The sequence below is a fragment of the Maricaulis sp. W15 genome (genome assembly GCF_001924955.1).
GTDB classification, from domain to species: Bacteria; Pseudomonadota; Alphaproteobacteria; order Caulobacterales; family Maricaulaceae; genus Maricaulis; species Maricaulis maris.
Genome location: NZ_LQXG01000020.1, coordinates 107,129 through 124,277, shown reverse-complemented (window position 1 = coordinate 124,277; position 17,149 = coordinate 107,129). Strand labels below are relative to the sequence as shown.

Below are 17,149 nucleotides of genomic sequence, written 5' to 3'. Positions count from 1 at the left end.
GGTGGCGTTATTGTGCCATGGCGCGGATGGCGTCGCCGACCGGGCCTTGCAGCGCGTTGATCCGCCCATCATTGAAGGCGACCACGTAGCCGCGATCCGTGGCCGGTTCGATCACCATCTGGACAAACCACATCGTGTTCGATCCGGCGTGCAGGAGCTGGGTGCCGTTAAACCCCCAACCCATCGCGTAGTTTCCGCCGAAGGGCGGGGTATGCAGGACGGTCCAGCTCTCTGCGGACAGGTAGTCCGTCACCTCGCCGCGCGCGCCGGCCAGATGCGCCTGGAGGAAAAGCGCCAGGTCCGCCATCGAGACATGGACCGTGGCGCCGGGCCCCATGACGGGCGGATTGTCGGCCCCCGGCCCGGGCGCCATCGCCTGACGGCCAAACAGGCCGCCACGGTGTCCGCGCGGCTGGTCGATCGTGTCGGCCGAGCCGGGCGGGCCGAAGCCGGCACTCGTCATCCCCAGCGGCTCGAAGACCTCGCGTGTGATCAGCACCTCCCAGCTCTCGCCGGTGACCTGCTCCAGCATCGCTGCGGCCACGACATAGCCGGCATTGGAATAGAGAAATTCCGCCTCTGGCTCGACGGCCGGAGCCGGGCTCAGAACCCGGCGCGCATAGTCGATCCGCTGCGGCGGTAGGGGATCGCCACTGGCGCCCTGCTGATTGAACGCGATCATGGCGACCATGCCGACATTGGGTGTGATCCCGGCTCGGTGGGACAAGAGGTGCCGGAAGTTGAGATCGCGATAGGCCGGGTACATGTCCGGCACAGTGTCGCCGAGATGCTGGGCGATCGTGTCGTCCCAGCCAACCACGCCCTGCTCGACCAGGCGGGCGACCAGCGTTGCCGTCATCGCCTTGGAGTTCGAGCCCATATGCCAGAGATCATCGCGCCCGATCGGCGCCTCATTATCGATGGCGCGAAGCCCGGCGGTGCCGGTTTCAACCTCGTCGCCGATGATCCGCATCACGGCCACGCCGGGTGCGCCCGAGGCCTCCAACGTGGTCGCTGCAATGGTGTCGAGTTCGGCAGGCTGGACAAAAAGCAGGCCGGCGGCGGCGATAAAAGCGAACATGATCTTCCCCTTTTCAGCCCTTTCCCGGGCCGCAGACAGGCGCTAAGGACAAACCCATGGTTCGTCTGACAAAAATCTACACCCGCACCGGCGATGCCGGGACCACCCGGCTGGGTGACATGTCGCAGACAGTCAAACATGACCCGCGGGTCGACGCCTATGGGGATGTCGACGAAGCCAATTCCTCTATCGGCCTGGCACGCACCGCACTGGGATCGCAGCCTGCCCTCGACGCAGTGCTGGCCCGTATCCAGAACGACCTGTTCGATCTGGGTGCCGATCTGTGCGTGCCCGAAAACGACACGCCGCCGGACTGGGAGCCGCTTCGTGTCACTGATGCACAGGTCACCTGGCTGGAGGGCGAGATTGACGCGCTCAATGCCAAGCTGGAGCCGCTCAACTCCTTCATCCTGCCCGGCGGCAGCGAGGCGGCGGCACGCCTGCACCTGTCGCGCACCATCTGCCGCCGCGCCGAGCGCAAGGTCTCCGCACTCGTGGCCAATGGAACGACGCTCAATCCGGCGGTGTTGAAATATCTCAACCGGCTGTCCGATCTGCTCTTCGTCATGGCCCGGACCGCCAATGATGAGGGCCGCGCCGATGTGCTCTGGGTACCGGGCAAGGATCGCTGAGTTCGGGATTGTTTCCGCGTTGGAAAGATCAACTTGATGTCAGCCCGGTCGACAAATTGTCGCAGCCTCCTATGTGTAGTGCCACCAGTTCAGTCCATACGGAGTTACCGCATGACCCGCCTTCTTCTCGCCGCTTCCGCGGCCCTGCTGACCGCCACGGCTGCCCAGGCCGAACCTGTCAATTTCGAGTTCGACAAATCCCACACCCTCATCGAAGCCAGCTGGGACCATCAGGGCTATTCCACACAGCGCCTGCAATTCACCGATTATGACGGCACGCTGTCGCTCGACCTTGAAACTCCGGCCAACTCGACCGTCGACATCACCTTCAACCTGATCGACGGTTTCTGGGTCGGCGCCCATCAAGAGCGGTTCATCGGCCACCTGAATTCCGACGACTTCTTCGAGACCGAGGCCAATCCGACGGCGCATTTCGTCGCAACGGGTTTCGAGACCGAGGACGGAGAGACCGGCACGATGACCGGCGATCTGACGATGAACGGCATGACCAACCCGGTCAGCCTGGATGTAACGCTCAACCAGGTCGGCGAGACCCGTGATGGCGCGACCAAGCTCGGCTTCACCGCCACCGGTTCGCTGCTGCGCTCGGAATGGGATATGGGCTTCGCCGTTCCCTTCGTCTCCGACGAAATCAGCCTGTTCATCTCGACGGAAGTGACGGCGGCGCAATAACCCAGCTATGACCCGATGATCGGCAGACGCGCCCGGCACGGCGCGTCTGCCGCATCCTGTGTCGATTAGCGGGTTCGCACGTCGGGCGCGGCCGGCCCCGCCTGACGCATCGGGCTGGAGAAGAAGCTCAATGCCAGACCGGTCAGCACCGCCAGGATCGCCGGAAGCAAATGCTCGAATTCATCGATTGGCATCTCGTCGATAAAGATGACCTCGGTGCGCCACATCACGGAATTCGTGTAAAATAGCCAGGCAGACATGGCGGCCGCGACAGTGAAGAACGCACTCAACACAAGCCGGCCCGTCAGCCGCAAGGGACCGCGTCCGCGCGGCGGCCAGCTGAGTTTGCGTCGCCCCGCCGCGATGCCCGCAATCAGCCAGTACGTGACCAGGATCGCCACGACACCGGTGATCGCGGCTGCCAGGCTGATCTGGCGGGTCAACTCGAGAGCTTCTTCGCACACGTCATCCACCGGCATTTCCCGCGCTGCGGACAACCAGGTGCAGCTGAGGTCGAAATCGAGCTGGGCGCCCGATGTTGCATTGGTCATGAAGTAGAAGCCGTCGCCGGTTTCCGGGCGGATATAGATCCGGGCGTTCCAGCTGGAATTGTTTCCACCATGTCCGACCAGCAGGCCGCGCGGCGTTTCCAGACGTGTATAGCTCATGCCGATCGCGGGGCTTCCTTCGGACGGCGCGAACGCTTGGTCGAGCCAAGTCTCTGACAGCACACCCCCGCCATCCAGGTGAGCGAGCAGAAAATGCTCCATGTCGTCACCGGACATGTAGACGCCCGCCGCAGCGGAAGCGACATCGCGCAAATCCTCGATCTCGCGGCGATAATAATTGAATGCTGCCGAACGGCCCGGCAGATCCGCTTCGACGAAACCGCTATCGTCCATGCCCAGGGGCGCAAAGACATGCTCGCGCACATAGGCATCAAACCCCTGCCCGCTCACATCCTCGATCATCATTTGCAGCAGCACATAGCCGCCACCGGAATAACGCGGCTGGCTGCCCGGTTCGCGTACGATTTCAAGCGGCTCGAATGTCTGTGACAGCTCGACAATATCGGCAGGCTGGTCTTCGTGGCTGCCATAGCCGCCATAGCCGTGGACATTGATACCGGCGACATGCTGCAGCAGGCGGCGCAAGGTCACGCCGCTGGCGTCGAACTCACTCTCGGGCAGGGTGAAGCGGGTCAGATAGGGCTGGACCGGCGCATCCAGCTCGATACGGCCATCCCGCGCCAGCGTCAGAACGGCCCAGACCGTTGCCGGTTTGGAAATCGAGCCGAGATTGAACGCGGTCCGCCCCGTGACCGGCGTGCCGTCGGCAAGCGCCTGGCCCCGGCGGGCCGACCAGATGACCTCGCCATCACGCAAGGCCCCGGCTGCGACGCCGGCGATCGAGTAGTCCTGCATGGCCCGATCGAGCACGCTGTCGAGCTGCGTCGCCATTTCAGCCGATGACGCTTCGGGATCAATGCCGGTGAAGACGCGCATATCGGTGGCAACTGCGTAGATCCAGGCCAGCGCCGCCAAGCCGCAAAACAGGCGGACCAAGGTGAGAGGTCTCATCGTTCCAATTTCCCATCCATAACCATATACTATGTATTGCTATATATATTGCCATGACCAAATACAAGGTATACCGATAACGACTCGGAAACATGAGGCGTGAATGGTCGGCAAGACAGACAATGACGACGTGCTCGAACGCTGGATTTCCCAGGCCCGCAAAGGGTATTTCGAGATGTTGTTGCTCGCCCGGGTCAGCGCTGGCCGGGCCTATGGCTATCAGATCGTGGCCAGCCTCAAGCACGCGCCCGGCTTTGAAAGTCTGGCCGAGGGCACCGTCTATCCGGTCTTGTCGCGGATGAAAAAGGACGGGCTGGTGACCGCCGAATGGGTTGCCGAAGAGACCGGCGCACCCCGCAAATACTATACGATTACCGACCGCGGCGCCGCGGCGTTGGCCCGCATGCGCGCGGTCTGGACACGGATGGGCGAAGTGCTCGATGCCCAGGGAGACACCGCATGACGACCGATCTCGTTCTCGTCACCGAGGCCGCCCGCACCCTTTGGCGGCGCTTCCTCAAACGGCTGGACTGGTCCAACCGGACCCTCGGCCCGGACGAACGGGCCGAAGCCCGGGCCGAGGCCGCCGCCCATATGCGCGAGGCGATGGGCGAGACCACCGCCGAGACCGAAGCCGGTCGACTGGCCGATGCCATTGCCGGTTTCGGAGACCTGCCGGCCCCGCCGCCGGCCTGGCGTCAGCCGGTCGCGCATTTGGTGCACTATCTTGCCATCATGGTGATCGGCGCGACCGGCCTCATGGTGCTGGTCTTCTTTCACATGGCGGTGATGGAGATTTTCAATCCTGAAGGTGTCGGGCTCTGGCTCTACCCCGATGAGGTCGGACTGACCCTGTCCTACGAAGTCCAGCCCGGCGCGCGCGAAGCGCTGGGCGCCGCCTTCATCCCGGTCATGCTCCTCGTCAATGCTGTCCTGATCACCGCAATCTACGGGTTGTGGCGCCTCGCCCTGAGCCCGCGCGGACCGGTCTCGCGATGGATGCGGCCCTAGTGCACCGGCCACAGGATCCCGACCGTCGCACCACCCCTCGCCGCTAAAACGTACCCGTAACTCTAAATTTACCCGACACCGACAGCGCGGCACTGCGTTGAATTGCAGCAGACATGACCATAGAGACCATAACTTCGCTGACCCACCCGCCATACCGACAATACCGCAACTGCGAATTGACGCTGGCGTAAGCCAGCTGGATGCATTGACTTACCGTACCGGCGAAGGCAGGTTTCCGGCCTATTCTTGTCAGGTGCGCGAACCTTATTTCCGCGCGCGGCCAACCGGAGCCCCAGCATGAAGATTCTCGTCCCCGTCAAACGGGTCGTCGATTACAACGTGAAGGTCCGCGTCAAGCCCGACCAAACGGGCGTCGACCTCGCGAATGTCAAAATGTCCATGAACCCGTTCTGCGAGATCGCGGTCGAAGAAGCGATCCGTCTCAAGGAAAAGGGTGTGGCCGAAGAGATCATCGTGGTCTCCATCGGTCCGGCACAGGCCCAGGAAACGATCCGCACGGCCCTGGCCATGGGCGCCGATCGCGGCATCCTGATCCAGACCGATGATGCGGTCGAGCCGCTCGCCGTCTCCAAACTCCTGAAGGCCGTGGTCGACGAGGAGAGCCCGGAGATCGTGCTGCTCGGCAAGCAGGCCATTGATGGCGACAACAACCAGACCGGCCAGATGCTCGCTGCACTGCTAGAGTGGCCGCAAGGCACCTTCGCCTCAGAAGTCGAGATTGCCGACGGCAAGGCCAAGGTCACACGCGAAATCGATGGCGGCCTGCAGACCCTGTCGCTCACCCTGCCCGCCGTGGTCACCACCGATCTGCGTCTCAACGAGCCGCGCTACGCCTCCCTGCCCAACATCATGAAGGCCAAGCGCAAGCCGATCGACACCAAGGCTCCGGCCGATTACGGCGTCGACACCGCTCCGCGCCTGAGCGTTTTGAAGGTCACCGAGCCGCCCAAGCGCGAAGCCGGCATCAAGGTCGAAAGCGTCGCCGAACTGGTCGACAAGCTGAAAAATGAAGCGGGAGTGATCTGATCATGGCTGTTCTCGTTATTGCCGAACACGACAATGCCACGCTGAACGACGCGACCCGCGCGGTCGTCACCGCTGCCAAGGGCCTGGGTGGCGACATCCATGTCCTCGTCGCCGGTTCCGGTGCCCAGGCCGTCGCCGATGCCGCTGCCAAGCTGGACGGTGTCGCCAAGGTGCTGCACGCCGAGAGCGACGTCCTCGCCAAGCCGACGGCGGAAGCCATGGACGCGCTCGTCACTCCGCTGATGGCGGATTATGACGCCGTGCTCGCGGCTGCGACCACGTCCGGCAAGAATTTCATGCCGCGCGTCGCCGCCAAGCTCGACGTGATGCAGATCTCGGAAATCTCCGCCGTCGAAGCACCGGACACCTTCATCCGCCCGGTCTATGCCGGCAATGCCATGATGACGGTGAAGTCTTCCGACGCGAAAAAGGTCATCACCGTCCGCCCGACCACCTTTGAAAAGGCCGGCGATGGCGGCTCGGCCAGCATCGAGGATCTCGGTGCCGCTTCCGGGCCGTTCAAGTCGGAATTTGTGTCCGAGGAACTGTCCAAGTCGGACCGTCCGGAACTGACCGCCGCCAAGATCGTCATTTCCGGCGGCCGCGGCATGCAATCCGGTGACAATTTCCACCTGCTCGACAAGATCGCCGACAAGCTGGGCGCCGCCGTTGGCGCCTCACGCGCCGCCGTCGATGCCGGCTATGTCCCGAATGACTACCAGGTCGGCCAGACCGGCAAGGTCGTCGCCCCGGAGCTCTACATTGCCGTCGGCATTTCCGGCGCCATCCAGCACCTCGCCGGCATGAAGGATAGCAAGGTCATCGTCGCCATCAACAAGGACGAGGAAGCGCCGATCTTCCAGGTCGCCGATTACGGCCTGGTCGCGGACCTCTTCAACGCCCTGCCCGAGCTCGACGCCGCGCTCGGCTAGGCTGACGCCACATTGAAATGATCAAGGCCCGGCTGGTTCAGCCGGGCCTTTTTCTTGTCGGCCAGATGTCAGCCGATCGCCCGGGTGTGCTGCCCCAGACGCCACCAGGTGCGAAGCGTTGAGGGATGATGCCCCGCCTCTTCGAGCGCCGCCAGCGCGTCGCGATCCAGCCAACGGCCATCGCGCATCACGGCCTCGATCTCGTAGAGCCGGGCGATATCCTGTGCCGGATCACCGTTGAGCAGGATGAGGTCGGCGGCACAGCCCGGCGCCAGGCATCCGACCTCGCCCTCCAGCCCCAGCGCCTGCGCGCCGTTCAACGTCGCAGCCCGGATGGCTTCCATCGGTGTCAGGCCGGCATCGACCAATATCTCCATCTCACGCACGGTCGAGACACCATGCGGCGTGACCATCACACCGGAATCCGTCCCGACTGTCAGCGGCACGCCGGCTTCGTGCAGGGCGCCGGTGACCTCGACATAGAAGGCCTGCATGCGGGTACGGTCATCATGCGGGTATTGCGCCCAGAATTCGAAATTGTCCTGCTCGAAGCCGGCAATCACCGGATTATAGCTCGCCATGACCGGGCGGGTGATATGGGCACCGCCGGTCTCGACGATCCGGGCCAGGTTTTCATGCACGACCAGGGTCGGGTCGATCATTGTGCCGGAGGCGGCGATCTGCTCGGCCAGCTGGCGTACGCCCGCCGGGTCCATCTCGTCATTCAACGCATACCAGACGATCGACTCGGTGTGTTCCAGCGTCCGGAAGCCGGCATCCAGCGAGGCTGCAAAGTCGACCGGATCGGCCTCGGTGCCCTCGACGGGGTGCCCGCTCATCGTCATGCCCAGACCGGCTGCCTCGTCGCGAATGGCCGCGAAGCTTTCCCGGGACAGGTTGGAATAGAGTTTGAGGTGGCGAAAGCCGGCGGCGTATTGCCGACGCACGCTCGCCCGCGCCTCCTCGGCACCGTCGACCGCTTCATGCAGGGCATTGCCATTGCGACCGCCGACCTCATTGAGGATCGGACCGGTCGTCAGCAGGCGCGGCCCCAGGATTTCGCCCCGTTCGATGCGGGAGGCGAGCGGCAGGTGGAAGGGAAAGCCGCCCATATTGCGCACCGTGGTGACGCCGCGCGCCAGGCCCGCCGCCAGATCCGTCTCGTCGAAAACATGGACATGAACATCGATCAGGCCCGGCATCAGGACACGCCCGCCCGCATCAATGAGTTCGACGCCGTCGGGCCGGGCCGGCAGGGCGCCGGTCCCGACGCGTTCGATCCGCCCGTCGACCACCAGAACATGCCCGTCCGTCTGCACGCGGTCGGTCGCAGGGTCGAGCAGGCTGGCATTGGCGATCAGATAGGAGCGTGGCGCGTCGCGATCCGGACGCATGGCCTCCGGCAGTTGATGCGCCAATGCGACCAGCACCGCGGCGGCGATACTGAGCAGAAGGCCGAGGGCCATGAAAAGTCGAAGCATGTCTGTCTCCCGTTTGCTGACGGGAGGACAGGATCACGGGCGTCCCGACAGATCGCCCGATATCCGGATTCCGGACGTGCGGAATACGTCAGCTGGCGGCCGGACCGGATTCAGGACCGACCGGCGGGGCATCCATAGCGCCGAGATAGGCCGACGGCGTCTGCCCGGTCTCACGCTTGAAGACGGTGTTGAAAACGGACTTGGAGCTGAAGCCGGCCGTGAAGGCGAGATCAATCACACGCTGGCGGGTCCCGGTGCGGGCATCCTCCCGCATCATTGCACAGACATCCTCGATCCGGAGCGCGTTGATATAGTCGTTGAAATTCCGGCCTGTCGCCGACTTGATGGCCAGGGTCACGGCCCGCTCGGTGAGGCCGGAGGCCACCGCGACCTCCTGCCGTGTGAGGCGCGGTTCGGTATAGAGCGCCTCGTCACGGACCGCGGCCTCGACGCGCGCGAAATCGGCAGTCGCAGCCTCGTTGGCCATGGCTGTATCATCGGCAGATCGAGTTGAAGCGCGCCCTTCGGCCCAGGCGACCAAGGCCCCCTCATCGAGGCCCGAGAACAGGCGACCATGCTGCACAGCCAGAACGACCAGCACGCAAACAAAAACCAACGACACCGCAATCTGGAACGCATAGGCCGACTGCGTGCCCAGCCAAGGCCAGTACGGGTGCAGCCAATGCGCGTCCATGCGCAGAATATCGAACACACCATCGACGATGTAGAAGGCGATCATCGCGACCATCCAGTTGAGCTGGATGGTCCGGGCATCCGAACGCATGTCCCGGGTGGCGCGGTGAAAACGACGGATCAGCAGGAGCGTCGCCGCGGAATAGGCAAACAGGCTGATCCGGGCACCGTGTTCAACAAGCCCGATCTGTGGCGTCAGGGCCAGCGCAAGCAGAAACGGCACGGCATGCGGCCAGTCGCGCCAGCGCAAGGCCGGCCCGGACATCATCACGCCGCGGGCGAGGAGATAGACCAGCGGGGGATAGGCCAGGCGGAAGGCTGGCGTCACCAGCCAGATATCGCGAAAGCCGGCGGTTTCCTCAAGGAAGTTGAAGACCATCCAGGTCGCTGACATTGCCAGCAGCGCCGATACCGCACGCAAGCGCGGCTGCGTCACGGTGAGGACGAAGCCGAGGCCGGCGACCGCGATCAGGGCAAATTGCAGCAGGTTGACGGCAAGCAGGGTCATCGCGTGAGTCTAGCCTCCGGTCGTCGGATGACAATCCTCACACTTGTCGCGCTCACACCTTCCAGCCGCGAAAATCGCGATACTCACGGATCGCCGCGATGGCGCGCAAACGGGTCTCCCGGTCATCGCGCGTCAACGCGTCGACGAGCAGGCGGTAGAGATGCTCCGGCGCCTCCTGCAAGGCGGCCGGATCGGCGGGCAGGGCCGCGGCCACTGTTCCGTTTTCAAGCGCGCCGACCAGGGATTGCTCGAGGCGCCAAAGACAGGCTCTCAGCCCGCCATCGCGCGACCGGTAGCGCAAGGCGAGAAACAGGAGGATGGCAACGAGGACGATCGGGACGAGTAGAGCCATCCCGAAACCCTAGTCGGCTGGCGCTGCCGTCTCAATCGCCGCGACCACCGCGCGCAAGTCGACAAATTTGAAGTTCTGGCCGCCGGTATCATTCTCGTCATCCTGGACCACCAGCACACCGGCCGGAAAGTCCGGGCCGAGATTGGCGGCGGAGATGTCGAGCCCGTCCGTATGGGTGGCCCCGTCAATCGCGGCGTCGACAATCTGCAGGCGCGTCACAAAGGCATGGCTCTCCAGCTCATAGACCGCATAGGTATTGTCGCCCTGGCTCGAGACGACCAGCCAGCCGCCGGTCTCGCCTTGCGGCAGCAGGGCCGCGCCTTCGGCATCGGCGGTGATTTCACGACCGTCGGTCGCGGCGATCGGCTGCGGCTCGGTGGGGTCAGTGGGCTCGGCCCCCATGGTCCAGACGCCGACATTTTCCTCATTCATGTAGAGCTGGCCGGTGCGGTCATCGGCAACACAGCCCTCGGCGATTGTTCCCAGGGTGACCCGGCGCACTTCTTGTGTCGTGACCATGGTGCCATCCCAGCCCAGCGCATACTGGACGAACGTGCCCGGCTCCTTGTCGGAGAGGAAGGCGTAGAGCGCTTGGTCGACCGGTGAGCGATAGAGACAGAAGCCGTAGGGCTCGGTCACATTCGCGACGGTCACGGCGCCGACATAGGAGACGTCACGCGACGCCGGATCGATGAAAAAGAAGGCAATACCGCCATTGGACCGGTCCGACGCCGCTGCGATGTCGACCACGCGGTCGCCAAGATCAAAACCGTAACGGACATCGACATTGTTGAGCCGCCCCTCGGGCAGATAGGCGTGCTCCGCGCCGGTCGTCGTGTAGACGTAGACGCCATTGTCCTTGTCAGTGCCGAAGATCAGGCTGTCAGCCGGATTGGCGGCGACCCAGACGGCCGGATCATCGGCGGCATCACCCGTGCCCGCGACACTGGCGGTTTCAACGCTCGCCTCGATCGCGACCGGTGGCAGCCCCTGGCTGCAGGCGGCCAAGGCACTGGCGCCAGCGAGTAGTCCAAGCAGGTTTTTCATGACATGTCTCCGGTCGGCAACAGGCGCCGATAACACGGGGAAATCAGGGCGATAAGCCCTGATTTTACGACACTTCCGTGACAGACGCGCCGTTGATACGGCAATTCGCGAATTCGACAAGAAAACGACACGGAGGTGAGATCGAAGCGTCATCATCATGTCGCTGATCCCCGCGCATAGAGGCCGCAACTTTGCCCGCCCGGGCAAGGCATCAGTCATGTACATGTGAGGGGGACTCCCATGAAGAAGACCATCGCCATGCTCGGCACGGCCTCCGTGCTCGCGCTCGCGGCCGCCACCGCTGCCCAGGCCGGCACCATTGCCGGTCGTGTCACAGACGCCTCCGAGTCCGTCGGACTTGAGGGTGCCATCGTCCGCATCATGGAAACCGGCCAGACGACGACGGTCGGCGCTGACGGCACCTTCCGGGTCACCGGCCTCGCCGCCGGTGACTACACGCTGCGCGTCAGCTATGTCGGTGCCCCGGCCCGCGAATACAATGTGACCCTCGCCACGGTCACCGACACCGTGTCGCCGACGATCACCCTGGGTGACGACGTCGAATACATGGACAACATCCTGGTCATGGGCCAGCGCGGCGCCCTGAACTCCGCCCTGTCGCGCCAGCGCGCCAATGACGGCAATGTCGCGGTCCTGTCCTCCGACGCCATCGGCCAGTTCCCGGACGAGAATGTCGCCGAAGCCGCCCGCCGCGCCGTCGGCGTGAACGTGCTCAACGACCAGGGCGAAGGCCGCTTCGTGTCGATCCGTGGCCTTGACCCGAACCTGGTCTCCACCTCGATCAATGGTGTCCGCCTGGTGTCCCCGGAAGCGGAAGACCGCCAGGTCGGCCTCGACGTCATCGACGCCGATGTGCTCTCCTCCGTCGTGATCAACAAATCGCTGCTTCCGAACATGGATGGCGACAGCATCGGCGGTAATGTCGAAATCGAAACCATGTCCGGCCTCGATGTCGATGACATGTATCTGCGCGCCCGCGTCGCCGGCCTCTACTCCGACATGGAGCAGGAATTCGGCCACCGCGGCTCGATCAACTTCGCCAACAACTTCATGGACGGACGTCTCGGCGTCGCCGGCTCGCTGTCCTACCAGCAGCGCGTCTTCGGCTCTGACAGCTTCGAGGTCGATGGCGGCTGGGATGTCGACGAAAGCGTCGCCTTCCCGAATGAAGTCGAGATGCGCAACTATCAGGTGACCCGCGAACGTACGACGGCGGCCCTGAATTTCGACTACCGCGTCAACAATGACCTGACCCTTTATTCGCGCTCGACCTGGTCTGACTTCTCGGATGCGGAATACCGCAACCGCGTCGAGATCAAGTTCGAAGATGCCGAATATGACGACACCAACTCGTCCGGCAATCTGGCTGTCTTCACAGCCGACGAGATGGAAATCGACCGCGACATCAAGGATCGCCTCGAAACCCAGATGATCTTCGCAACCGATTTCGGTGGTGAATGGTTGAACGGCAATACCTCGGTCGATTGGTCGCTGTCCTACGTCTATGCGGAAGAAGCCGAGCCGAACCGTCTCGATACGGATTTCAGCTATGAGTTTGAAGACGGCGAGCTCTTCACGGTCGACTCGACGAACCCGCTGCGCCCGCAGCTGGGCTTTGGTGGCGGCGTCACCACGGATCGTGTTTTTGACGCCTCAAACTACGAAAATGCCGGTTTCGAACTGACCAATGGCCTGTCGCAGGACCGCGAATATGCGGCCGCCTTGAACATCCGCCATGACATGAATTTCGGCACGATGCCGGGCTATGTCCAATACGGTGTCCGGGCCCGCACGCGGGACAAGAAGTTTGCGCTGGATTTCGACGTCTATGACGACGCAAACCTGCTCCTTTCCGAGGTCGTCCGGACGGTCGATTACGGCCAGGGCCCGATCGGTCCTGTCGCCAATCCGACCAGCGTCCGCGATTTCTTCTTCTCGAACCTGGGCAGCCTCGACTACGAAGCCAATGACAGTGATATCGACAGTTTCGGCGCGTCTTACCGCGTCGAGGAAGATGTCATGGCCGGTTATCTGATGGGATCCATCGAAAACGGTCCGCTGCGTCTGGTCGGTGGTGTCCGTGTCGAGCAGACCGACATGGCCGCCCGTGGCTACGAAACCTTCCTCGCCGAGGAAGACTCCACGGTGAACGGTGTGGTCCAGCTGGAAGACACGGTCTATGTGACGCCGACCTCTGCGTCTGACGACTATACCGACGTCCTGCCGTCGATCCTGGCCCGTTATGAGCTGACGGAAAACGTGATCGTCCGCGGTGGCTATTTTGCCTCGATCCAGCGTCCCAACCCGGGCCAGTTTGCCCCGCGCATCCTGGTCGAGCAGAACGATGATGACGAAGTCGAGGGCGAATTCGGCAATCCGGACCTCGAGCGCCTGGAAGCCGAGAACTTTGACGTCTCCATCGAATGGTATCCGAACAACGACGCGGTCGTTTACCTCGGCTATTTCAACAAGGACCTGGAAAATGTCATCGCCGGTGTCGGTTATGAGGACATCACGCTGAATGGCCGCTTCTTCGACGAAGCTGCCTCCTTCATCAACCTGCCGAACGCCGAAGTGTCGGGCCTCGAGTTCAACTACCAGCAGGCCCTCGACTTCCTGCCGGTCGAAGGCTTCATCGTCGGCTTCAACTACACCGCCACCGACAGTGAAGCGGTCCTGCCTGACGGCCGCATCGTTCCGCTGCCGCGCCAGTCCGACACGGTCTGGAATGCGGTGCTCGGCTATGACAACGGCCCATGGGATTTGCGCGCCGTGCTGTCGACCCGCTCGGAATTCCTCGACGAGATCCGCGGCGGTGCCGACGAAGACCGCTGGGTGCTCGAGCACAGCCAGCTCGACCTCTCGGCCAAGTTCGAATTCAACGACACGCTTCAGATCTTCGCCGATCTGAAGAACGTCACCGACGAGCCCTTCCGCGCGGTCACCCGTCCGGACGGTATCGACCGGGTTGAGCAGTTCGAAGAATACGGCTGGTCCGCCGTCTTCGGTGTCCGCGTCACCTACTAAGACGCCGTCACATCAACCGGTATGAAGAGCGCTTCGGACCACAGGGTCCGGAGCGCTTTTTCTTGTGTCAGGCGAAATTTTCGCGCGCGGGAAACTTTCTTGCTGCAGAGCGGTAACAACCTAAAAATATTGCAATATTTTCACACTGCGAATTCTTCCGACCCGACACACAAGCATCGCCATCCTGTCATTCCAACGTCGCATCCCGCCCCTAGAAGAGCGCCAACCCGCTCCTCCCCGAACGGGTTTGCGACTCGATTTATCCCTCCGAGATGCAAACAACTGGGCCGCCCCGAGACATCGGAGCGGCCCGTTTTCTCAGCAAGGCAGAACTGCTGATCGACACTATAACAAATTGCCGCCCAGGACCCGATTTCGCTTGCCCCTAAGTCGGCGCGACCTAAGATGCCCATGCGGAATTCTTCAACCTAGGGGGATGGCATGAAATTGTGGCCAAAAACAATCGCGACCATCGCGTTGATGATCGCTTGCGCTCCGACAGACGCGCAGGTCAAACCCGGTCAGAATCAAACCGCAGGCACCAGCCAGACCGCCGCAAATGACGGCGCCCAAGTCGCGCAGTTATTGAACGATGTTGTCGCCCGGGATTCGCGCTCATGGTTGTTCAATCGCTATGACAATGGAAGCATGCGCAATGCGCGTATCCTTTCTCACACACCCAACTCGGGCGACGCCGTCATCCAAGGCGACTATACCTACAATGGCGGACGTGGCGGCTGGGTGAGAGTGACATTCACGAACAATCAGGTCCGTTGTGTCACCTATCACGACTTCCCCGGAACCTGTCGACCCGTCGGCGCTGCCAATCCGGCCATCCGGGCGCTCGGCGGCTTGATGCTTTCGGGCGCGATGGGAAACGGCTCCGGATCAACAAATAGCGGGACCAACCGTCAGTGCCGAATGGTGCAAGAACAAATCTGCCCGCCGGATGGAAGCTATTGCCGGACCTACAACGTCGAACGGTGCAATTAGCCCCAACGGACCCGGTCAGATATTGCGGCGGATCGCGGCCCGGATAAGGGCATAGGCGTCCTCGCTATTCCACTCCGCCGGCGCCGGCACCCGGCCGATCTCGCGACCCTGGCCGTCATAAAGAATGGACATCGGCAGGCCGATTGCCCGCACCTGGCTGGGGCTGGAGAAGGTCACGTCGTGGATCAGTGGCAGATTGCCCAACTCCATCCGCGTCAGGAATTCACGGGCGTCTTCGATGGAGCGGTCCAGCGTCACCGTCACCACCTGGAAGTCGTCACCGCCGAGCTCGGCCTGCAGCTGCGACAAGGCCGGCATTTCCTCGACGCAGGGGCCACACCAGGTCGCCCAGTAATTCACCAGGATCACCTGACCGCGATAATCCGACAGGCGCACCTCGCCGCCATCGCCGTCGACATAGACCAGGTCCGGCTGTGACGGCGCATCATCGATGGAGACAAAAGCCCGCATCTCGCCATGGGCATAGCTGTCCAGCGGGCCGGTTTCGCCCTTGTCCATGGCCGAAAACACCACGTATAGAAGGCCCGCAATACCAATCAGGGGCATGGCAATCAGTGCAGCCTTGAGCGGCGACATCTTCATCTCTATCTCCTCCACGGGCATACCGACATGGCTGACGACACACCGAACGACGCGCCGACCAAAACTTCCAGTGCGATGTGGGGCGGCCGCTTTTCGGCCGGTCCCTCCGCAGTCATGGAAGCGATCAACGCCTCGATCGACGTCGACAAGCGCATGGCGGATCAGGACATTGACGGTTCCCTGGCCCACAGCCAAATGTTGGCCGCAACGGGTGTGATTTCAAGCGAGGATGCTGCGGCGATCCAGCGCGGGCTGGAACAGGTCCGCTCGGAAATCCATGCCGGCGACTTTCCGTGGTCGGCGGCGCTGGAAGACGTGCACATGAATGTCGAGGCGCGCCTGAAGGACATCATCGGCGAACCGGCCGGCCGCCTGCACACGGCACGGTCGCGCAATGACCAGGTCGCCACCGATTTCCGCCTCTGGCTGCGCGATGCCTGCGACCGCATCGACGCCATGCTCGCCGCCTACCAGACCGCGCTCGTCAAACAGGCCGAAACCCATGCCGACCAGGTCATGCCCGGCTTCACCCATTTGCAGACCGCCCAGCCGGTCTCGCTCGGTCATCACCTGCTGAGCTATGTCGAGGTCGCCCAGCGTGATCGCGGTCGCTTCGCCGATGCCCGCAAACGCCTCAATGAAAGCCCGCTGGGCTGTGCGGCACTGGCCGGTACCGCCTTCCCGATCGACCGCGAGATGACCGCCAAAGCGCTCGGCTTTGATCGCCCCATGGCCAATTCGCTCGACGGCGTCGCGGCCCGTGATTTTGCGCTGGAAGTCCTCTCGGCTGCCGCGATCTGCGCCGTGAACCTGTCACGCTTTGCCGAAGAGATCGTGCTGTGGTGCACGCGCCGTTTCGGCTTTGCCACCCTGTCGGATGCCTGGTCGACCGGCTCGTCCATCATGCCGCAAAAGCGCAACCCAGACGCCGCCGAGCTGGTCCGCGCCAAGCCGGGCCGGATCAGCGGTTCGCTGACCGGACTCTTGACCGTGGTGAAGGGCCTGCCGCTCGCCTATTCCAAGGATTTGCAGGAAGACAAGGCACCGGTCTTCCAGGCGATCGATGACCTGGAACTGGCCTTGCTCTCAATGGCCGGCATGGCCGCCGACCTCACCTTCTTCCCGGCCGCGCTCGAAGAGGCCGCCGGCGAGGCCTATTCCGACGCCACCGACCTGGCCGATTATGTCGTGCGCGAACTGGGCAAGCCCTTCCGTGATGCACACCATATTTCCGGCTCGATCGTCAAACTGGCCGAAGCCCGCGACGTGCCGCTGGCGCAGCTCTCCCTGGCCGAAATGCAAAGCATCGAACCGGCTATCGACGACAGCGTGTTTTCCGTGTTGAGTGCGCGGGCATCAATGTCGAGCCGCACCAGTTTCGGCGGCACATCACCGGTGCGGGTCCGTGAACAAGTGACGGTCTGGAAAGACCGTCTGGGTTGCTGAGG

General features: G+C 63.0%; 16 protein-coding genes. 9 read left to right on the top strand and 7 right to left on the bottom strand.

Annotated features, from left to right (window positions below; translation table 11 throughout):
* Positions 1 to 7: 7 nt before the first annotated feature.
* Positions 8 to 1,081, bottom strand: coding sequence for a serine hydrolase (locus tag AWH62_RS14765; protein WP_075191277.1), 1,074 nt, complete (start codon positions 1,079 to 1,081; stop codon positions 8 to 10).
* A 56-nt stretch (positions 1,082 to 1,137) separates the two neighbouring features.
* On the opposite strand from AWH62_RS14765, the gene AWH62_RS14760 reads away from it, so the two are divergent.
* Both AWH62_RS14760 and AWH62_RS14755 read left to right on the top strand, forming a co-directional pair.
* Positions 1,138 to 1,713: a cob(I)yrinic acid a,c-diamide adenosyltransferase gene (locus AWH62_RS14760; RefSeq protein WP_075191276.1), complete on the top strand. Its 576-nt coding sequence runs from the start codon at positions 1,138 to 1,140 to the stop codon at positions 1,711 to 1,713.
* 111 nt (positions 1,714 to 1,824) lie between these two features.
* Positions 1,825 to 2,406 (top strand): YceI family protein, encoded by a 582-nt coding sequence (locus tag AWH62_RS14755; protein WP_075191275.1) that lies wholly within the window; start codon positions 1,825 to 1,827, stop codon positions 2,404 to 2,406.
* A gap of 65 nt (positions 2,407 to 2,471) precedes the next feature.
* Here AWH62_RS14755 and AWH62_RS14750 read toward each other — a convergent pair whose 3' ends face one another.
* On the bottom strand, positions 2,472 to 3,986 hold the full coding sequence (locus tag AWH62_RS14750; RefSeq protein ID WP_083635236.1) for a serine hydrolase: 1,515 nt from the start codon (positions 3,984 to 3,986) through the stop codon (positions 2,472 to 2,474).
* 103 nt (positions 3,987 to 4,089) lie between these two features.
* Here AWH62_RS14750 and AWH62_RS14745 point away from each other — a divergent pair, with 103 nt between their 5' ends.
* From AWH62_RS14745 to AWH62_RS14730, 4 genes are all read left to right on the top strand, one after another.
* Entirely contained in the window at positions 4,090 to 4,449 is a 360-nt protein-coding gene (locus AWH62_RS14745) for a PadR family transcriptional regulator (protein ID WP_075191273.1), read from the top strand.
* Positions 4,446 to 4,997 (top strand): hypothetical protein, encoded by a 552-nt coding sequence (locus AWH62_RS14740; protein WP_075191272.1) that lies wholly within the window; start codon positions 4,446 to 4,448, stop codon positions 4,995 to 4,997. The genes AWH62_RS14745 and AWH62_RS14740 overlap by 4 nt, the downstream gene beginning before the upstream one ends.
* 297 nt (positions 4,998 to 5,294) lie before the next feature.
* Complete coding sequence (locus tag AWH62_RS14735; RefSeq protein WP_075191271.1) at positions 5,295 to 6,044, top strand: electron transfer flavoprotein subunit beta/FixA family protein; 750 nt, start codon at positions 5,295 to 5,297, stop codon at positions 6,042 to 6,044.
* Positions 6,045 to 6,046: 2 nt separating this feature from the next.
* On the top strand, positions 6,047 to 6,976 hold the full coding sequence (locus tag AWH62_RS14730; RefSeq protein WP_075191270.1) for an electron transfer flavoprotein subunit alpha/FixB family protein: 930 nt from the start codon (positions 6,047 to 6,049) through the stop codon (positions 6,974 to 6,976).
* A gap of 68 nt (positions 6,977 to 7,044) precedes the next feature.
* Here AWH62_RS14730 and AWH62_RS14725 read toward each other — a convergent pair whose 3' ends face one another.
* From AWH62_RS14725 to AWH62_RS14710, 4 genes are all read right to left on the bottom strand, one after another.
* Positions 7,045 to 8,457: an amidohydrolase family protein gene (locus tag AWH62_RS14725; protein WP_083635235.1), complete on the bottom strand. Its 1,413-nt coding sequence runs from the start codon at positions 8,455 to 8,457 to the stop codon at positions 7,045 to 7,047.
* A gap of 88 nt (positions 8,458 to 8,545) precedes the next feature.
* Positions 8,546 to 9,658, bottom strand: coding sequence for a helix-turn-helix transcriptional regulator (locus AWH62_RS14720; protein ID WP_075191268.1), 1,113 nt, complete (start codon positions 9,656 to 9,658; stop codon positions 8,546 to 8,548).
* 52 nt (positions 9,659 to 9,710) lie between these two features.
* Positions 9,711 to 10,010 (bottom strand): hypothetical protein, encoded by a 300-nt coding sequence (locus tag AWH62_RS14715; RefSeq protein WP_075191267.1) that lies wholly within the window; start codon positions 10,008 to 10,010, stop codon positions 9,711 to 9,713.
* 9 nt (positions 10,011 to 10,019) lie between these two features.
* Positions 10,020 to 11,057, bottom strand: a complete 1,038-nt coding sequence (locus AWH62_RS14710) for a phytase (protein WP_075191266.1) — start codon at positions 11,055 to 11,057, stop codon at positions 10,020 to 10,022.
* Between the two features lie 240 nt (positions 11,058 to 11,297).
* On the opposite strand from AWH62_RS14710, the gene AWH62_RS14705 reads away from it, so the two are divergent.
* Together AWH62_RS14705 and AWH62_RS14700 are read left to right on the top strand one after the other, a co-directional pair.
* The gene (locus AWH62_RS14705; protein WP_075191265.1) at positions 11,298 to 14,105 is read left to right on the top strand and encodes a TonB-dependent receptor; all 2,808 of its coding nucleotides are present in this window, start codon (positions 11,298 to 11,300) and stop codon (positions 14,103 to 14,105) included.
* 441 nt (positions 14,106 to 14,546) lie between these two features.
* Positions 14,547 to 15,098 carry a hypothetical protein gene (locus AWH62_RS14700; RefSeq protein WP_075191264.1) on the top strand — a complete coding sequence of 184 codons (552 nt, stop codon included), beginning with the start codon at positions 14,547 to 14,549 and terminating at the stop codon, positions 15,096 to 15,098.
* A gap of 15 nt (positions 15,099 to 15,113) precedes the next feature.
* On the opposite strand, the gene AWH62_RS14695 is transcribed toward AWH62_RS14700, so the two are convergent.
* Positions 15,114 to 15,701: a TlpA disulfide reductase family protein gene (locus AWH62_RS14695; RefSeq protein WP_075191263.1), complete on the bottom strand. Its 588-nt coding sequence runs from the start codon at positions 15,699 to 15,701 to the stop codon at positions 15,114 to 15,116.
* Positions 15,702 to 15,728: 27 nt separating this feature from the next.
* Between AWH62_RS14695 and argH the strand changes: the two genes are divergently transcribed.
* Positions 15,729 to 17,147, top strand: coding sequence for an argininosuccinate lyase (gene argH / locus AWH62_RS14690; RefSeq protein WP_075191262.1), 1,419 nt, complete (start codon positions 15,729 to 15,731; stop codon positions 17,145 to 17,147).
* Positions 17,148 to 17,149: the final 2 nt, after the last annotated feature.